Raw genomic sequence first — 17,777 nt, 5'->3', positions numbered from 1 at the left:
TGTTTATTATTTTTTTGAAGAGCCAGGTTTTATCTCGGGGTTTGCTCCTAAAACATATTTAATACCGCCCAGTATGTGTTGCAGATACAAAGGGTCTTTATAAGATTTTTCATCATGACCCAGAGCGGTGTAGAAAGAGCGGCCACCGTCAAATTCGTGATACCAGCTCATAGGATGATTCTCTCCATTTTCGCCGCCGGTGTAACTGTTTTCGTCAATAGTAATCAATACATGCAAATCTGTTCCGATCCACTTAAAATTGTATAACTCATCAAAGCGTTTCCATACTTTAGGTAGGTGGGCAGTTGCGATATTGTTAGGGTCAACAATATTAAAAATTGCCTCTTGCTGCTTAGGATGATTTTTGAAATATGCCCCATTTAGCTCACCAAACCAAGGCCAGTCATATTCTGTATCTGCTGCAGAATGTAAGCCTACATATCCACCTCCGGCTTTGATAAATTGCTCAAACGCCTGTTGCTGCTGGTCGTTTAAAACGTCGCCGGTAGTACATAAAAAAATGACAGCAGCATATTGTTTTAAATTGTCAGCAGTAAACACTTCGGCATTTTCGGTTTCATCCACCAGAAAGTTATTTGAATTTCCAAGCTGTTGTATTGCCTTTTTCCCTGCTTCAATAGCTGAACCATGGCGAAAGGCGGCCGTTTTACTAAAAACCAGTACTTTTTTTTGTTTTGCTGAAACATGTCCGCTTATAAATACGGTGATTATCACAAGAAGAATGCGGAATACTTGCAGAAGTTTTTTTTTCATATTTGTATACCAATTTTTTTACTTGTTTTTATCATCCTCTTATTTTTTTATTTATTCTGCCGGCAATTGTGAGTGCCGAAATTTTAAAAGCATTCTTTACTTAGCTTTTAAAGAAAGAATATACTTTACCATTTTCTTTGTATCGGCGGCAGTAACAGAGGGATGAGGAGTCATTGCTACAGGACCCCATACACCACTTCCACCCTTTATAATTTTTTCTGACAACATGTTGATGTTTGCATCTGTTGCCGCATATTTTTCCGCTACCGCGCTATAGGCAGGACCAACTACCTTTACCTGTAATTGATGGCAGGCAAGGCAATCTGATTTGGATATCAGCTCTTTACCTTGTTCTATTTCGGCTTTTGAAGAATTGCTTTTTGACGAAGAAGAGCCAGCCTTAGCAGATACGGTTTTAGCAGCAGTCCTTGCTGCAGGTTTTTTAATTTGCTTTTGTGAAAAAGAATAATAATGACCTGAAAATGCAATTACCAAAGTGCATAAAATAATCAACGCTTTTTTCATATGGCTTTTTATTGATTTTATTCGGGTGATAGAACTTGTCGCTCTATCATAGATCAATCTTCTATAAAAGTCACATTAATTTTTAATAATTTTAAAAATTACTTGTTTCATAATTTAAACTAATTGTCTCAAAGCCTTTAAACCGTTAAAAACTTCTTACCTGCTTTGTGTTAATTACGTTGTTCCCGTTCAGAAAACAATCGTGAGAAGTAAAAGCAAATGAAAGTTTACCTTTCTTTAAATGCTTTGGGCGTAACTCCAAACTTAGATTTAAAAACAGTTGAGAAATAAGCAGGCGATGAAAAGCCGACTTTATAAGCAATTTCACTTATGCTTAATTCTTCATGTTGTAAAAGATATTTTGCTTTTTGAAGCCTTGTGTTTAAAATGTAGTCATTAACATTTAAGTTCAACAAAGCTTTTACCTTTCTATATAATTGAACCCTTGAAACACCCACGCTTCTGCAAATATCTTCAACACTAAATTCTTCATTAGAAAGGTTGCTTTCTACAAGCGATGTAAACTCGCTTACAAACTTTTTGTCGAGTTTGCCAAGAGTTTGTGTTTTAAGATTCGCCGGCAATTCCGATGTAAAATGCTCCTTTAGCATTGCCCTGTTAGATAGCAAACTTTTAATGGTGTGTTCTAAAAATTGAACATTAAATGGCTTGGTAATATATACATCAGCCATCGTTTTCATACCTTCTATCTGGTGTTCAATATTTGTTTGGCCGGTTAATAAGATAATAGGAATGTGAGAAGTTCTAATATCAGTTTTAATAATGTTGACTAAAGTTAAACCATCTTTTCCAGGGATAACAACATCACAAATTATCAAATCCGGAACGGTGTTAAAAGCTTCCTGCAAAGCTGATTGGCCATTTTCTGCTTCTAATATTTCATATTCTGATTGTAATTTATTTTTAAGAAAACTTCTTAGTTCTGCATTGTCTTCTATTATAAGTATTGAATATTCTTTATTTTTTTTAATTCCTTCAATTTCATTTTTTACAACCTGCTCTGCTCCCAGGTCTAATGTATACACTTTTTCATCCTCGTACAATACAGAAGGAACTACTTCAATTTCTGTCATATCCTCTTTTTCTAAATGCCCATTTCCCAGTGACAGGTGTATTTCAAAGGTTGTTCCTTTCCACTTTTCGCTAACTACTGTTATTGATCCTTTGTGCAGTTTTATCAGATCTTTTGATAAAGCAAGTCCCAACCCCGACCCTTTGTAATTATCATACTCACCCTGAAAGAACAGGTCGAAAGCGCTTTTAACAACATTCTCTGACATACCAATACCATTATCCTCTACTTTTATAATTGCCTCCCTGCCGTTTTCGCTTTTGTTGACATACACATGTATATATCCATTATCTTTCGTAAACTTAAACGCATTTGACAAAAGATTAAATATGACCTTGTCTAACATATTTACATCAAACCAAACATCTAATTTTCTTTCGTTTGTAAACATTCTAAGGTCAATATTTCTCTTTTGCGCTATGCTTTTATAAGATTGTAAAATATCTGATACAAAAGCAACTATATCATTTTCAGAAGCCCTTAATCGCATTTTGTCGACTTCAATTTTTCTGAAATCCATTAATTGATTAATCAACCTAAGAAGCCGAATAACATTTTTATGAATCAGATTGAGGTTTTGAATTTGATTGTATTGATTTTTGTTATTTAATAATAATTCTTCTAACGGCCCGAGTATTAAGGTTAATGGAGTTCTGAATTCGTGAGAGATATTTGTGAAGAAGGCTACTTTTGCTTCATTAGCAGCTTGCGCTTTTGCAGACATTTCTTCCAATTGATTTTTCTGGTCAGAAATTTCCAGGTTCTGCAATTGCAGTTTTTTATTGATCTTCCGGTTTTCGCGCAATGAATAAAACGTTATTCCTCCTAAGAAAAGAGCAAGCACAAGTATTGAAACAACGATATATAAAAATGTTCGCTGGTTTCTGTAAATGCGCCCCTGTTCTTCGAGCATTTCTTTTTGCCGTTCAATCGATTGTTGCTGGCTCATCACTTTAGTTGCCTGCAACTGCATAATTCGTACGTTGGTAGAATCAAGAACGGTAGTTTTTAAGATGTTATCTTTTTTAAAATTTTCTTTGTTTAAGATTTGTAAAGCTATTCGTATAGCTTCCTCTCCACCTGTAGGGTACAGCATCGTAGCAGTTATTAATTTATCTGAAACAAACTGCATCCCGCATCCGTTGCATGGCAAACCATCTACTCCAATGATTTGTGGTTTTGGCGATCCTTTACTTTTATACACCTCGTAAGCCGAATACGCCATCATATCATTGTGAGCAAAAACTAAATTGACATCAGGATAACTATCAACTATTTTAGAAAGTTCTTCTTTTGCTTTTTGCTTATACCATTCACCATTTACCTTTTTTACTATCCGTAAGCCAGGGTAGTTTTTAAAGGCATCAACAAATCCACTATCGCGTTCTATTGCAGGAGTTGATTTGGGTAAACCTGTTATTTCAATAATATTTCCTTTTCCTTTTAAAAGACTCGCTGCATATTCTCCTGCCATTTTACCGATCTGGTAATTATCGCCTCCTACATAAGCAGTAAATAGTGTCGAAGAAATCTTTCTGTCTACAACTATAACAGGGGTGCCGGTATTGAAAGCCTCCTCAACAATAGGAGTGAGGGGATCTGCTTCGTTTGGAGAAATTATTAAAATATCTACCCTTTGACTTAAAAGTTCTTTTACCTGGTCTATCTGCTTTTGGCTATTCCCGTCTGCCTGCCGGTAAATTAATTTGGCTTCCGGATGAAACGACAACTCCCTTTTCATTTCTTCCAGCATCGTTTTTCTCCATGCGTCAGACTCCACACATTGGGAAAATCCTATCAGGTATCGTTTGTGTGCGCTTTGGAGATTACATCCGGAAATAAAAAATAATAAGATTATCCAAAATGAAGTGTAGTATTTTTTTGAGAATGACATATTAGCATCAACTTAGCAATCGTTGTGGTTTAAGGCGCGGTGATATGCAAGTTAACAAATTTATGTGCTGTTAAGTCAAAATTAAAAATTTAGGAAGACGGTGGTCTATTACAGCATTACTTTAATTCCCTTTAATGGAACGATTTCTAAAAAGTATGTTACAAATTCAAAAATGTTTTTTTAAATATTATTTTTTTTAAAATTGTAAATAATTATTGTATAGGAATTTATTCTGATTTATAATCTTTTTAGAAAAAAATAACATTTGAAACAAAAACGCAATTTGTATTTCGGGCAATACTATACTTTGCTTTCAAATCGCTTGCTATATGAAAGAAAGAGGAATGTCTCCCCTAAGGACAGAAAGTATTTTTTATAGTCTTTTAGAAGGTTTTAGCACTGTCAATGTTACAGGTTCAATAACTAAGACCCTAAAAACTTTTACTTATTTAGTTTTCGCCGCCTCAATGTCTTTTTTATTCTTCATGCTTATTAATAACGTGAAAGAAAACCTTTTTTTATTCTTTGATCTCTTACTGGCAGTGCTGTTTCTGTGCGCTTCGCAGCTTTTACGTCCAACAAAAAAATACCTTTTAAAACACATTAATCGAAGTTTTGAATTCTTTGGTCGTCCGGAAAGAATGTCAAAGATGTTCGACGGATTTCATTGCGTACCTACGCATTAAGTCACTCTACTCTAAACCTATCGAGTCTCCGGTAGAAATAATAAAACAATAGGGAACAGTCATCCTTATTCTCTAAAAAATAAAAACTATGGAACCTTCACAACATCAGGTTGTGTGCTTTGGTGAAGTGCTTTGGGATATTCTCCCCTCGGGCGCACTACCGGGTGGAGCTCCGATGAACGTGGCGTACCACCTTAAAAAACTTGGAGCCAATCCGGCACTGATAACAAAAATCGGAACAGACGATTACGGAAAAAGGCTTGTAAATATTCTTTCAGAAAATGGAGTTACAACAGAATATTTCCAGGTCGACTACGAGAGGCATACCGGGCTCGTTTATGCAAACGTAAATAATCACCACGAAGTGGTTTATGATATCGTTTACCCTTCTGCCTGGGATTTTATAGAATTGAACGAGGAATTTACAGGTTTGCTTGAAAAGGCCGATTATTTCGTATATGGTAGTCTTACATCGCGTAACAAGGAGTCTCGGGATACCCTTTATCAATTGCTTGATATTGCTAAAACAAAAGTTTTAGACATTAACCTCCGCCCACCTCATTTCAACCGCTCTCTTGTAGAACACTTGCTGGAAAGCGCAAATATTTTAAAGATGAATGAAGCCGAACTAGAGCTTATAACAGGCTGGTTTAGTCGTTTCGAAAGCACTGAAGACAGGATGAAGTTAATGCAGGATCAGTTTGACATAGATACCCTCATAGTTACCATGGGTAGTGAGGGAGCTATTGTAAGTGATAGAGGTAGAATCCATCGTCATCCAGGCTTTACAGTAAATGTTGCAGATACTATTGGAAGTGGCGATTCCTTTCTTGCCGGATTTATTCATCAATTACTGATAGGAGCCTCTGCTGAAACTGCATTGACCTTTGCCTCGGGAATTGGAGCTTTTATAGCCACACAATCGGGTGCATGTCCTTCATATGAAATATCACAGATAACAGAATTAATTCACTCAAGATGAATTCAAATATTACAAACCTTTTTATAAAAAATAAATCTACCATTATGAGAAAACTTGCTTATTTGGTTACTGTTCTTTTGTTTTCGCTGCATGCATTGGCACAGCAAAGAACGATAACCGGAACTATTACAGATGATCGTAACACTCCTCTCTCCGGAGTTTCTATTAACGTGAAAACAACCAATATAGGTGCACAAACAGACTCACTTGGAAATTTCACCATCTCTGTACCTGGCAGTAAGAAAACTTTAGTTGCCTCTTTTGTTGGATTTGAATCCCAGGAAATTTCGGTTGCTGATCAAAACAACATTAAGATTTCTTTAAAGCCACAAGCGTCCAATTTAACGGCGGTGGTGGTTACAGGTTACCAGACTCAACGAAAAGTAGACCTGACAGGTGCAGTTTCAGTAGTGAACCTCACCGAGGTAAAAGATATTCCAACAGGTAATCCAATGCAGTCTTTGCAAGGACGTGTACCCGGGCTGTACGTAGAGGCAAGCGGCCAGCCTAATGGCGGAAATAGCAGGGTGCTGATCAGGGGATTAAATACATTGGGTGATCCTAACCCGCTGTATATTATTGATGGAGTGCCTACAAAAGACCCGCAGGTATTTGCAAGCATAAACCCAAGTTCCATTGCTTCGGTGCAGGTACTAAAAGATGCTTCTGCGGCCTCTATCTATGGTTCCAGGGCTTCTAACGGAGTGATTATCGTAACCACGAAGGAAGGACGAGGAAGAGGCGGTGCAGAAAGAGTTAGTGTGCAATTTAATTCAAGCGTATCCATTCAAACAGAGAAGCCATGGAGAGAAAAAGTATTAACCTCTGAGCAACGCGGAAGAGCTTTATGGCAAGGTGCTGTAAATGACAAGACTGATCCAAAAACCCTTTCCGCTCTTTATACATACGACTGGAATGGAGATTATAATAACCCGGTGCTTAACAAAGTAAATATAGTTCCTTTCGTAGGTGGAGATTCTCTTGAGCCGGCAGCAAACACTAATTGGCAGGACGCATCTTATGAAAGAGCTATAATAAACCAACAGGATCTAACAATAACTGCCGGTACCGGACGTAGCAGTTTACTTATTAACCTGGGTTATTATAAAAACACGGGGATGTTGAAATACACAAATTACGACCGTTACAGCGCCCGGATAAATGCATATACCACATTTTTAGACAATAAAGTAAAAATAGGGGAGAACCTGCAAATGGCCAGATCAACAGAAACGCTTGCTTCTAACGATTTAGGTGGGGCTTCAGTTCCTGAACTTGCTGTTACGCTAGCCCCTACTTTACCTGTCTTTAGAAAAGATGGAACCTACGCAGGACCTCTTGGAGCCGGTTATTCTGACAGGAATAATCCTGTTCACATGCAGTATCTTAACAGGTGGGATAAAAATAACAGGTTAAACTTACTGGGAAATGTGTATGCAGAGGTAACACCAGTTAAAAATTTAGTGTTAAGAACAAGCATCGGAGCAGATTATTCAAATGCACTTTCTAAAAATATTGAACCTGCTTTCCAGGAAGGATTTTTGGGGCGGCAGGTAAATAGCTTATCTCTTCAGCAAGGTAATGACCTCACTCTTACCTGGACAAACACTGCCAATTACCAACTGCAACTTGGAGATCATAAAATAAACGCCCTGGCCGGTACAGAGGCTATTCGTGAAGATTTCCAGGGCTTCGGTGCTTTCAGGGAGGGCTTTGCCATAGAAGATGTAAATTATTATGTGCTAAATGCCGGCACTGGCCGTAGCACAAATAATGGTACCGCTACGGGCTATCGCTTATTCTCATTGTTTGGTAAAATAAACTATGCCTATTCCGATAAATACCTGGCATCAGCCACGTTAAGAAGAGATGGCTCATCCCGTTTCGGCTCCCAAAATCAATTTGGTATTTTTCCGGCTTTTACCCTCGGTTGGAGAATAAACAATGAAGAATTTTTAAAAACGGTTAAAGGCATTTCTAACCTAAAATTAAGGGCTGGAATAGGCCGGGTAGGTAACCAGGAAATTGGAAACGTAGCCCGTTTTGGTTTGTTTCAACCAAATTATGGAACCTTGTACAATAATGGGGTGGGTTTTCCCGGTCAATGGTTAAATGTTGGAACTGCTTATGATCTGAATGGAGCTAACCAAGGTACGCTTCCTTCAGGGTATGTACAAATTCAAGGTGAGAATCAAACTTTGAAATGGGAATCAACTGATGAACTGAACGTAGGACTAGACTTTGGTTTTATGAACGAAAAGCTTTCAGGTTCATTTGATTATTTCAACAGGAAAACAAAAGACATCTTAATACAGCCACCAATTGCAAGTGCTATTGGGGAAGGTCGTGTTAAGTGGTTAAATGGTGCCACCAAAAGTAACCAGGGATGGGAGTTTTTATTAACCTATAACGATCGGGTAGGCCAGTTTAACTATACTATTAGTGGCAATGCAGCCCACTTTAAAGATAAAATTACTGACTTGCCGGCTGAGGTACGTACTGCTTATCCCGGCAATGTAGAAAAAACAATTCTCGGTCATTCTCAACTTTCTGTTTTCGGCTACGAAACAGAGGGCATTTTCCAAAACCAGGCAGAAGTGGATAAGGCTCCTGCGCAAACAGGTAAAGGAATTGGAAGGATCCGTTATAAAGACCTCAATGGCGATGGTAAAATTGACGCATTGGACCAGGATTGGCTAGGCACCTTATTACCAAGCCTTGAATATGGTTTACGTATAGACCTCGATTATAAAAACTTTGACTTATCCATTTTCGGCTCGGGGGTCGCAGGCAAAACCGGTTTTGATCCTGCAAAGCAGTTTAATTCATTTCTAACTGTGAATCAAAATAATGGACCTGGAGTTCTGGATGCGTGGACACCAAAAAATACAGGCTCAAAAATTCCGATGTTATCATTGGTAAACTCAAATGATGAATACCGCACTTCCGATTTTTTTATGGTTAATGGCTCTTATTTCCGGCTCAGGAATGTTCAATTAGGATACGCTTTACCCAAAGCTCTTATTTCAGGAGCAAAAATGGAAGGATTAAGGTTTTACATTATTGCCCAAAACCTGTTTGCATTAAAAAGCAAAGAATATTTAAGTAAAGACCCCGAAAGAATTGGAGGATTTGGTAATTGGCCTCAACCTACCACTTACACCATAGGAGCTAACGTGACTTTTTAACCTGTAAATGAAAAATTAATTATGAAACAGAATTTTTTAAAAATACTTATAGCATCGGCAATGATATTAGCCGCAGGATGCAAAAAATACTTGGATTACCAGCCACAGGGAACTCTTACGGCAGATCAGCTAACTACCCCTGACAAAGTGGATGGACTAGTAACTGCTGCATACGCAGCTATAGGAAATGACTTCTGGGATGGATCAATTACCAGTATGTGGGCGTATGGAAGCGTTCGCTCAGATGATGCTTATAAAGGAGGTGGCAGTGTTTCTGATGTTGGGGAATACAATACTTATGAGCAATATAACCTGGTAACTCCTACAACTATCGGCAACGCCAACAACACCTGGACAAGGGCTTATGGTGCTATCTCTCGCGCAAACTTTGCATTGAAGCAATTGAATAATTTAACCGCTGAACAAATGCCCGCAAAAGCTGTGCGACAAGGTGAAGTGCGCTTTTTAAGAGGACACATGCACTTTATACTAAAATTATTGTTTAAGCACATTCCTTATATCGATGAGACATTGTCGGAGGAAGACATATTGAAGACGTCTAATCGCCAGTACTCAAATGACTCATTATGGAATAAAATAGCAGAAGATTTTCAATTTGCTATAGATAACCTTCCCGAAACTCAGCCAGAAGTAGGCAGAGCCAATAAGTTGGCAGCAAAAGCTTATTTGGCAAAGCTGAGGCTTTACCAGGCTTATGAACAAAATGATAACAACGCTGTCACCGGAATAAATCAGCAAAGACTAAATGAAGTGGTTGCCTTAACCTCTGATGTTATCAACTCAGGCAAGTATAACTTAAATGATGACTTTGCTAAAAATTTCTTGTATGGTTTCGATAACAGCCCGGAATCAATTTTTGCGGTACAATTTTCAATAAATGACGGAACTGCGATAGGCAGGCTAAGTATGGCTACCAGTTTAAACTATAGCCTGGCTCCTCAATATGGCTGCTGTTGGTTTCATATACCATCGCAAAATATGGTGAATGCATTTAAAACAGATGCTAGCGGTCTTCCTCAGTTTAATACCTTCAATAATGTTGCATTGACAGATGCTGATCTTACTGCTACAGGGGCAAAAGTAGATCCTCGAATAGATCATACAGTCGGTATACAGGGACATCCTTTTAAATACGATCCTAATATTTTGTATAATCATAGCTGGGAACGTATACCTGCATTATATGGAGGATTTGGAAACATGAAAGAGCAACAGGAGGCAACTAGTCCGAGTTTTAAAAAAGTCGGTCCTTTTTATGGAAGTGCAAAAGACATTGATATTATCAGGTATGCTGACGTGCTACTTTGGAAGGCTGAGGCACTTATTGAATTAGGCAGGCAAAATGAAGCTCTACCTCTCATTAATCTAATTAGGGCAAGAGCTAAAAACAGTACCCAAAGAACAAGATTTACCAACGGTGCTCCTCCATCGAATTATCAAATCAACGAGTACGTAAATGGCGTTAATATTGATTGGACACAAGCTAATGCACGAAAAGCATTACAATGGGAAAGAAGACTGGAATTTGCTATGGAAAGTCCACGCTTTTTCGACCTTGTGCGATGGGGTATTGCAGCAGAAACATTAAACGCTTACCTGGCTGTAGAAAAAACAAGGAGGGCGTATCTATCGGCAGCCTTATTTACAAAAGGCAGAGATGAGTATTTTCCTATTCCTCAACGAGAAATAGATTTTACAAAAGGACTGTACATTCAAAACCCAGGATATTAGAATTATTTATAGCACAGTAACCAGGCTTACCAATACGTAAGCCCGGTTACTGGTTTTCTACTGAAACTTTTTGCTGTTATATTTAAAAAATTAATAAATGAAGAAAAAAGATCTATTGCATATTTTTTTCTGTATAATGGTTTTTTGTCTTTCTGTGAAGGTTTCTACAGCACAATCGCGTCGAGAGGAAATAGAAATTAAAGCAGGGCAGAAATATTTAAATTTTCCAATATCAGAATCAGATGAGCTTAAAAAAACAAGAATAATCATAAATGGAAAAGTGTTTGATGAGTTTACCTTGAGCCTTTCACAGAACAAGCCAGATTATTGGGTATTTTTTGATGTTTCAAATTTTCAAGGCAAAACCCTTTATGTGGAATCGGAAAACCTTGGTAACCAGCAGGCGGGTTTTGATAAGATTTACGCTGATAAAACATTTCCTGGAAAAGAAGAATTATACAAAGAAAAAATGCGGCCCCAAGTTCATTTTTCATCGCAGAGAGGATGGTTGAACGATCCTAACGGACTCGTGTATTATAAAGGGGAATACCACCTGTTTTATCAACACAACCCCTATGGCTGGAAATGGGGAAATATGCATTGGGGACATGCCGTAAGCAAAGATCTTTTGCACTGGAATCAATTGCCCGAAGGGTTGTATACCCCCTCTCATGATGACATGGCTTTTTCAGGAACCGCAACTTTCGATCCCAACAATACTTCAAAATTTAGAAAAAATGGAATCGATCCGTTAATAGCCACATTTACCAGTACGGGCCGCGGTGAATGCGTTGCCTTAAGTTACGATAATGGCAGGACCTTTAAGGATTATGAAGGTAACCCGGTTGTAAAGCACAAGGGTAGAGATCCAAAAGTTTTCTGGTACCAGCCGGGTAATCATTGGGTAATGGTGGTGTATGACGAGTCGCATTCAAGGGATATTGGTAAGGACTTAAAAGCAATGAATTTGGAATTTTCGATTTATAATTCTCCTGACTTAAAGAATTGGACGTACCAGTCAAGCATACCCGGTTTTTTTGAATGTCCTGATCTTTTTCAAATTGATGTAGCAGGAGAGCCAGGTGTAAAGAAATGGGTCGTATATGCGGCAGACGGAAAATATAAGGTCGGCAATTTTGATGGTAAAAAATTTACTGAAGAGCAAAACCTCAAAACTTATGATAATGGGGGAATGGCAACTTTTTATGCTTCTCAAACATACAATAACATCCCTGATAGAGACGGAAGGCGCATTCAGATAGGATGGGCACGTATAAATATTGACAGTATGCCTTTTAATCAATGCATGGCTTTTCCTACAGAGCTGAAACTAAAAAAGTCTTTTGATGGTTACAGGCTTTGCCCTACTCCCATTAACGAAATAAAAAATTTATATAAAAAGAGCCATACGTATAACAATATTGTTTTAAATGAGGAACACCCTGACTATACTGCTCCGGTTAACGGAGATGTAATACATGTTATAGCCGAGTTCGAAAGAGGCGATAGCCGTGAATTTGGTTTGAATATAAATGGCTATGAGTTGTCGTATAATAACCTTTTTAATGAGTTGAATAAAATTAATTACCCCATTGAGGATAAAAAGATTTTTAAAATTGAAGCTATTGTAGATAAGGCTATTGTAGAAGTATTTATAAACGATGGCGAGTTATATTTTATCAGGCCACTAAATTCTGTAGCGGCAGAAAAGCAGGTTAAAGCATTCGCCCATACGTTTAACAAGGAATCTAAAAGCATTTTAAAAAAACTGGAGGTTGATGAACTAAATTCTATTTGGCCCGAAAATCCCTAGAGAGAAAAATCATAAATACCATGAAATCAAATAATGGTCTATTTAGTTTAATAGCTGCAGATTCTTATTGAAAAAGTGTCGTCGAAAGTGTTCTTCGTCGGTGATTAGTGCGTGGTAGGGCGGCTATATCGTAGGTATTGCAGCGACTGTGTACAGAATTCAAACGATTTGATGCACGGCAAATGACAAGTATATACGAATAATAGAATTTTCTATAAATAATGTTTATTAAAACACGTAAGCTTAATTTAAAAGTGTATATATGTATTTTTTATTGTTGCCGTTAGAATTTCTTCTTATTAACTTGCTTAAACTAAATGTATGTATATAGAAACTGAACAAACGCCTAATGCAGGTTCAGGCATTAAACAAGAAATTAAGGTACCTTTTTATGTTATCCGAATTTCCTTGATCGCAGCACTTGGCGGTTTTCTTTTTGGCTTTGAAACGGCCGTAATATCTGGCGCTGAAAAAACAATCCAGCAGCTTTGGAATCTTTCCTCGGGCTGGCAAGGCTTCACTGTCGCCTCGAGTTTAATAGGCACGGTCATTGGTTCGCTGATTGCGGGTACGCCGGCACAACGGTATGGACGGAAAAGAGTATTAACAGTAATTGCCCTTCTGTACCTGCTATCTGCTGTAGGATGTGCATTAACACCTCTGTGGCTGCTGTTTATCACCTTTCGGTTTATTGGAGGCCTTGCGGTTGGCGCTTCATCGGTGGTAGGCCCAATGTATATTTCTGAAGTTGCTCCCGCTCATGTTCGCGGAAGGCTGGCTGCATCTTTTCAATTAATGATTGTTACAGGCATTTTCATTGCCTATCTGACTAACTTTTTGTTTATTAGCCTCGGTGAAAACTCATGGCGATGGATGCTCGGTATTATGGTTGTTCCTGCTGCTTTGTTTGCCATTCTGTTGCGTACTATTCCCGAAAGCCCCAGGTGGCTTGTCCTAAATCGCCGCGATGAAGAAGCCAAAGCGATCTTTGCAAAAACGGGCGAGCCCGATGCAATGGGAGTAATACAATTAGAACATCAACTGGAACATTACGGCTTAAAAGAAAAACTATTTATGGGAAATACGTACAGGAAACCCATTATGTACGCTGTTTTATTAGCCATGTTTAACCAGTTATCAGGCATTAACGCCATTTTGTATTATGCCCCACGTATTTTTGAAATGGCAGGTTTCAGCAAGGCAGATGCATATTTACAACCTGTATATATTGGTGGCGCTAATCTTTTATTCACATTATTAGCATTGACTGTCATAGACAAGTTTGGAAGGAAAACATTGTTGCTGATAGGTTGTGTTGGTTTAATTGTATTTCTTGGGCTAACGGCAAATGCTTTTAGCGCAGGCGGTTCTTTGGGTAAAAATGTTTTATTTTATTTGCTAGGGTATATTGCCTTTTTTGCTTTTTCACAGGGAGCTGTTATCTGGGTATTTATTTCAGAAATTTTTCCAAATTCTGTTCGTTCCCAAGGCGGCTCATTAGGCAGCTTTACTCACTGGATAATGGCTGCAATTATCTCGTGGACCTTTCCTATCATTGTTGAAGGAAGCCCTAACGGCGGTTTTTACTCCTTTGTGTTTTATACTATTATGATGATAATAGCATTTATTTTTATATGGAGGGTAATGCCTGAAACCAAGGGCAGATCTCTAGAACAAATACAAAGGGATCTCGGTATTAAATAAAAACTGAATAGTTAGATATGGGTAGTTTTGATTATGGAGAAGTTAATGGTAGCTAACTCGACTCTATTCAAGTCGAACTCTTACTGGAGATAATTCTAATAAAGATGCCTGACAGCTAACACAAACGTTTTCGATTTTAGAACAAGTACATTACTATGTATGAATAGTACGATAAAAAAAATTCCGCCTTTCAGCGGAATTTTTTTTATCGTAAATCTCTTTAAGCAATTGCTTTCTGCAAGATTGCTTTTCTTTCCATGACGTAATAAGCGCCAAATAATAAGGTTGAATAGAACACATTTCCCATTATAGAGTTCAATATGAAATTGCCGAATAATTCGTTTTTATAAAAAGGAATCGCAGCTGAGTAGCAGCCCGCTAATCCCGCCAGACTTTTAGGATAAAAATCGCTGCTAAGCCAAACCCCAAAGTTTGAGACGACGAAGAAAATAGCACCGCTCCATACAGCGGCTAAAGCGATATTGCTTACAGACCTTTTTTGCATAAGAGTTGCAAGCGCGGTAATTATAATAAAAGCTGCATATACAAAATATTGAGAAGTGCCATAAAAACCTTTGGTAGAGGTCAAAAGTTGCAGGCAAATATCAGATAACAGCATAGCACCAAGGGGCAGTAAAAACGCCAGTTTTTTGTCTTTGATAACCGAACCACCAAAAACGGCCATTGCTCCAATAGCAGTAAAGTTTGGATAGTGCGGAAACAATCTCGTAAAAGCGGCTGCAATTATTAGTAAGCCTGCTGACAGCACTAGTGTTTTGTTTTGTCTGTTCATTTGTTTATTCTTATTGATTACAAAATTAATTAAAAATTTCAGGTATTGATGATCCTGCCGTTATTACCATCAGAATTAAAGTTGTTACTCTAGTATTATTAAGGAACAAAAGCCTTGAATAAACTGGCATCTTCAATTCCGCGAATGGTATATTCTGTATCTGGTAAAACGACGAATACTTCTCCTCTTTTCAAATTTAAATGGTCACAATGGATCTCGCCTTTCATAATAAGAAAAATTTCGGCAGATGTAGATGTAGAGACGTATTCCCGGCCATATTCTAAATTAACGGCACTGATACCAAAGTCTTCAGCAGGTAAGGGATAGTGTATTTCATGTTCTAATTCATTTCCTGCTAAGATGTTAGGCTTTACACCCTCAAAAACAATATGTTTCAACAATTCCGGAACATCAATATGCTTAGGCGTTAGTCCTCCGCGAAGAACGTTGTCGCTATTTGCCATCAGTTCCACATTTTGCCCTTCAAGGTAAGCATGTGGAACACCTGCTCCCTGGTAAATTCCTTCACCTTTTTTTAGCTCTACAATATTGAAAAAGTAAATGGAGAAAATTCCTCTGTCTACGTTGCCGGCAGGCAAAATGCCGTTATATAGTTTAGAAACCCAGTAACCGGGTTGGTCTTTTGAATGTTCGGCGGCAATTTCTCTTTCGATTAACGGAAGTAGCAATTCGTCTGCCTCGTTCGGGGGCATTTCCATTACCATCTTATATAAACCATAATAACCATCGGCAGCAAAAACTTTAGCCAAAAAATCAAATTCCGGAATAGAATTTAATGTTTGCTGTAACTCATCTTCCTTTTTGAAACCGTGCAACAACCAAAAATCTCCTAAAGCAACCATCACTTCAGGTTTGTGGTTTTTGTCTTTATAGTTACGATGTGACGCTTGTATAGGCACACCCGCAGCTTCTTCTCTTTCAAACCCTTTTCTCGCTTCCTCTTTGGTCGGATGAACCTGGATGGAAAGCATTTCATTTACATCAAGCACCTTAAAAAGATAAGGTAGCTCACCAAAGCGCTGGTATACTTTTTTACCAAGGTGCTTTATAGGCTCGCGTTGAATTAAATCGTACCACGATTGTAAACCTTCTTCCGTTTCGAGCATTCCGGAAGCACTAGGATGTGCACCCATCCAATATTCTGCATACGGTTTATGATCAGTGTTTTCAAATCCTAATAAAGATGGAATAAATTCGTAGCCGCCCCATGCATAGTGTTGCACTTTACCTTGTAGCTTAAAAATTTTATGTTTCACTTGGTTTAAAGTATTTTTAAAAAAACCGAAAATAATAACAATATGGCACAGCACAATGAAACGGGCGAAATGGGTGAAAAATTAGCCGTAGAGTGGCTGACCCAACATGGCTATAAAATAAGGCAGGAGAATTGGCGGTACCGTCATCTTGAGGTCGATATCATTGCCGAAAAGGATGATACGTTGCATTTTATAGAAGTAAAAACTCGCCGGAGTACACAGTTTGGCAACCCTGAAGAAAGCATTAATAAACAAAAGATGAAAAATCTGAAAGATGCGGCTGAGCAATATCAACATGCAAATCCAGGTTGGAAATGGATACAGTTTGATGTACTTGCTATTTTATATAAACCTGATGGAGTAGATTACTGGTTTAACCAGGATGTGTACTTGTAGTGACTGGCGCAATAGAACCTGATTTTTTACGTATTAGGTTTTTTGGGAAAAGCAGGAAAATGTATCCATAAGATTAAAATCTTAAGTTGATTTTTACGATCTGCAACTCAAACGGAATTTGGAAAAAAAACAATCGAAAAAAGTAGTAAGCCGAAGTTCTTAACAGGTGAAAGTGTATGGTTGAATAGCTTACTTACTAATAAAAACACATAATCATAAACTATTAATTTCAATTATTAATGCAGCAGAATGGGCTTTTTTTTGGTCTTATTAGTGAAGAAGCAGTTTGAATTTTAAAAAAGGCTGGTCAATCAATTTTAAACTGCTTTTGAGGATCTTGTAGTCCTCGTCTCACTTATCGATATACTATTTTATATGGAAATTCAAGTATTATCCAATATTGCAACCAAATCTGTTGATTGGTATTCTGAAGAATTTATTTATAACAGCGTAGTAAATTTTTTAAAGGAAAACGGGTATAAGGTTCAGAAGAGTCACTCCCCAAAAGAAACCGAAAAAACCGGAAGAGTAATCATAGCTTCTAAATTTTTTAAAAAAGAGGTGATAGAAGTCAAAGGATTTCCATTTTATTATCATCCTGTCACACGCGAGACTGTTCCTGCTAAAAACACAAACGTAAAAAGCTGGTTTACTGAGGCTCTTTTTAATTCGTTTATAAACTTCAGTCTCAGCGATAATTCAGAGGTAGCTATGGCGGTTCCAAATGTTGGCCGCTACCAGGCAATCATAAAAAAGCTTAACGATTACTTTTCGACTAATGACCTTTACTTTAGAATATATCTCGTAAACGAAGATGGTTCTGTAGAAGTATCAAACCTTAACTATAAATATGCAAGTGCAGGATTGTAAGGCAATAATTTCTCCTTTACTTCTAAAAAG

Annotated in this window: 12 protein-coding genes; 7 read left to right on the top strand and 5 right to left on the bottom strand. The window is 37.8% G+C overall.

Annotated elements, in window-relative coordinates:
* Nucleotides 1–6 precede the first annotated feature (6 nt).
* The 3 genes from B154_RS0104070 to B154_RS0104060 all read right to left on the bottom strand — a co-directional run bounded on the left by B154_RS0104070 (nucleotide 7) and on the right by B154_RS0104060 (nucleotide 4,286).
* The gene (locus B154_RS0104070; RefSeq protein WP_018612048.1) at nucleotides 7–774 is read right to left on the bottom strand and encodes a ThuA domain-containing protein; all 768 of its coding nucleotides are present in this window, start codon (nucleotides 772–774) and stop codon (nucleotides 7–9) included.
* A 96-nt stretch (nucleotides 775–870) separates the two neighbouring features.
* A complete protein-coding gene (locus tag B154_RS0104065) occupies nucleotides 871–1,299 on the bottom strand; it encodes a c-type cytochrome (protein ID WP_018612047.1) in 429 nt (142 codons plus the stop codon).
* Between the two features lie 227 nt (nucleotides 1,300–1,526).
* A complete protein-coding gene (locus B154_RS0104060; protein ID WP_026259945.1) occupies nucleotides 1,527–4,286 on the bottom strand; it encodes a substrate-binding domain-containing protein in 2,760 nt (919 codons plus the stop codon).
* A 774-nt stretch (nucleotides 4,287–5,060) separates the two neighbouring features.
* Here B154_RS0104060 and B154_RS0104050 point away from each other — a divergent pair.
* The 5 genes from B154_RS0104050 to B154_RS0104030 all read left to right on the top strand — a co-directional run bounded on the left by B154_RS0104050 (nucleotide 5,061) and on the right by B154_RS0104030 (nucleotide 14,411).
* Complete coding sequence (locus B154_RS0104050; protein ID WP_018612044.1) at nucleotides 5,061–5,954, top strand: carbohydrate kinase family protein; 894 nt, start codon at nucleotides 5,061–5,063, stop codon at nucleotides 5,952–5,954.
* Nucleotides 5,955–5,998: 44 nt separating this feature from the next.
* On the top strand, nucleotides 5,999–9,142 hold the full coding sequence (locus B154_RS0104045) for a SusC/RagA family TonB-linked outer membrane protein (protein ID WP_026259944.1): 3,144 nt from the start codon (nucleotides 5,999–6,001) through the stop codon (nucleotides 9,140–9,142).
* A gap of 21 nt (nucleotides 9,143–9,163) precedes the next feature.
* On the top strand, nucleotides 9,164–10,894 hold the full coding sequence (locus B154_RS0104040; protein WP_018612042.1) for a RagB/SusD family nutrient uptake outer membrane protein: 1,731 nt from the start codon (nucleotides 9,164–9,166) through the stop codon (nucleotides 10,892–10,894).
* Nucleotides 10,895–10,991: 97 nt separating this feature from the next.
* On the top strand, nucleotides 10,992–12,707 hold the full coding sequence (locus tag B154_RS27630; RefSeq protein ID WP_018612041.1) for a glycoside hydrolase family 32 protein: 1,716 nt from the start codon (nucleotides 10,992–10,994) through the stop codon (nucleotides 12,705–12,707).
* A gap of 321 nt (nucleotides 12,708–13,028) precedes the next feature.
* A complete protein-coding gene (locus B154_RS0104030; protein WP_018612040.1) occupies nucleotides 13,029–14,411 on the top strand; it encodes a sugar porter family MFS transporter in 1,383 nt (460 codons plus the stop codon).
* 220 nt (nucleotides 14,412–14,631) lie between these two features.
* Here B154_RS0104030 and B154_RS0104025 read toward each other — a convergent pair whose 3' ends face one another.
* Nucleotides 14,632–15,204, bottom strand: a complete 573-nt coding sequence (locus B154_RS0104025; RefSeq protein WP_018612039.1) for a DUF6580 family putative transport protein — start codon at nucleotides 15,202–15,204, stop codon at nucleotides 14,632–14,634.
* 98 nt (nucleotides 15,205–15,302) lie between these two features.
* Nucleotides 15,303–16,481: a mannose-6-phosphate isomerase, class I gene (manA, locus tag B154_RS0104020; protein WP_018612038.1), complete on the bottom strand. Its 1,179-nt coding sequence runs from the start codon at nucleotides 16,479–16,481 to the stop codon at nucleotides 15,303–15,305.
* A 42-nt stretch (nucleotides 16,482–16,523) separates the two neighbouring features.
* On the opposite strand from manA, the gene B154_RS0104015 reads away from it, so the two are divergent.
* Nucleotides 16,524–16,877, top strand: a complete 354-nt coding sequence (locus tag B154_RS0104015) for a YraN family protein (protein WP_018612037.1) — start codon at nucleotides 16,524–16,526, stop codon at nucleotides 16,875–16,877.
* A gap of 375 nt (nucleotides 16,878–17,252) precedes the next feature.
* Nucleotides 17,253–17,747 (top strand): hypothetical protein, encoded by a 495-nt coding sequence (locus B154_RS0104010; RefSeq protein WP_018612036.1) that lies wholly within the window; start codon nucleotides 17,253–17,255, stop codon nucleotides 17,745–17,747.
* Nucleotides 17,748–17,777: the final 30 nt, after the last annotated feature.

Source organism: Segetibacter koreensis DSM 18137, assembly GCF_000374045.1.
Classification (GTDB): Bacteria; Bacteroidota; Bacteroidia; order Chitinophagales; family Chitinophagaceae; genus Segetibacter; species Segetibacter koreensis.
Note: the sequence above shows the minus strand (reverse complement) of the source record. Positions and strands in the feature narration are given on the sequence as shown.

Excerpts from the sequence above, each read along its gene's own strand:
- B154_RS0104070 (WP_018612048.1), bottom strand. The coding sequence starts at position 774 with ATGAAAAAAAAACTTCTGCAAGTATTCCGCATTCTTCTTGTGATAATC.
- B154_RS0104065 (WP_018612047.1), bottom strand. The coding sequence starts at position 1,299 with ATGAAAAAAGCGTTGATTATTTTATGCACTTTGGTAATTGCATTTTCA.
- B154_RS0104060 (WP_026259945.1), bottom strand. The coding sequence starts at position 4,286 with ATGTCATTCTCAAAAAAATACTACACTTCATTTTGGATAATCTTATTA.
- B154_RS0104050 (WP_018612044.1), top strand. The coding sequence starts at position 5,061 with ATGGAACCTTCACAACATCAGGTTGTGTGCTTTGGTGAAGTGCTTTGG.
- B154_RS0104045 (WP_026259944.1), top strand. The coding sequence starts at position 5,999 with ATGAGAAAACTTGCTTATTTGGTTACTGTTCTTTTGTTTTCGCTGCAT.
- B154_RS0104040 (WP_018612042.1), top strand. The coding sequence starts at position 9,164 with ATGAAACAGAATTTTTTAAAAATACTTATAGCATCGGCAATGATATTA.
- B154_RS27630 (WP_018612041.1), top strand. The coding sequence starts at position 10,992 with ATGAAGAAAAAAGATCTATTGCATATTTTTTTCTGTATAATGGTTTTT.
- B154_RS0104030 (WP_018612040.1), top strand. The coding sequence starts at position 13,029 with ATGTATATAGAAACTGAACAAACGCCTAATGCAGGTTCAGGCATTAAA.
- B154_RS0104025 (WP_018612039.1), bottom strand. The coding sequence starts at position 15,204 with ATGAACAGACAAAACAAAACACTAGTGCTGTCAGCAGGCTTACTAATA.
- B154_RS0104015 (WP_018612037.1), top strand. The coding sequence starts at position 16,524 with ATGGCACAGCACAATGAAACGGGCGAAATGGGTGAAAAATTAGCCGTA.
- B154_RS0104010 (WP_018612036.1), top strand. The coding sequence starts at position 17,253 with ATGGAAATTCAAGTATTATCCAATATTGCAACCAAATCTGTTGATTGG.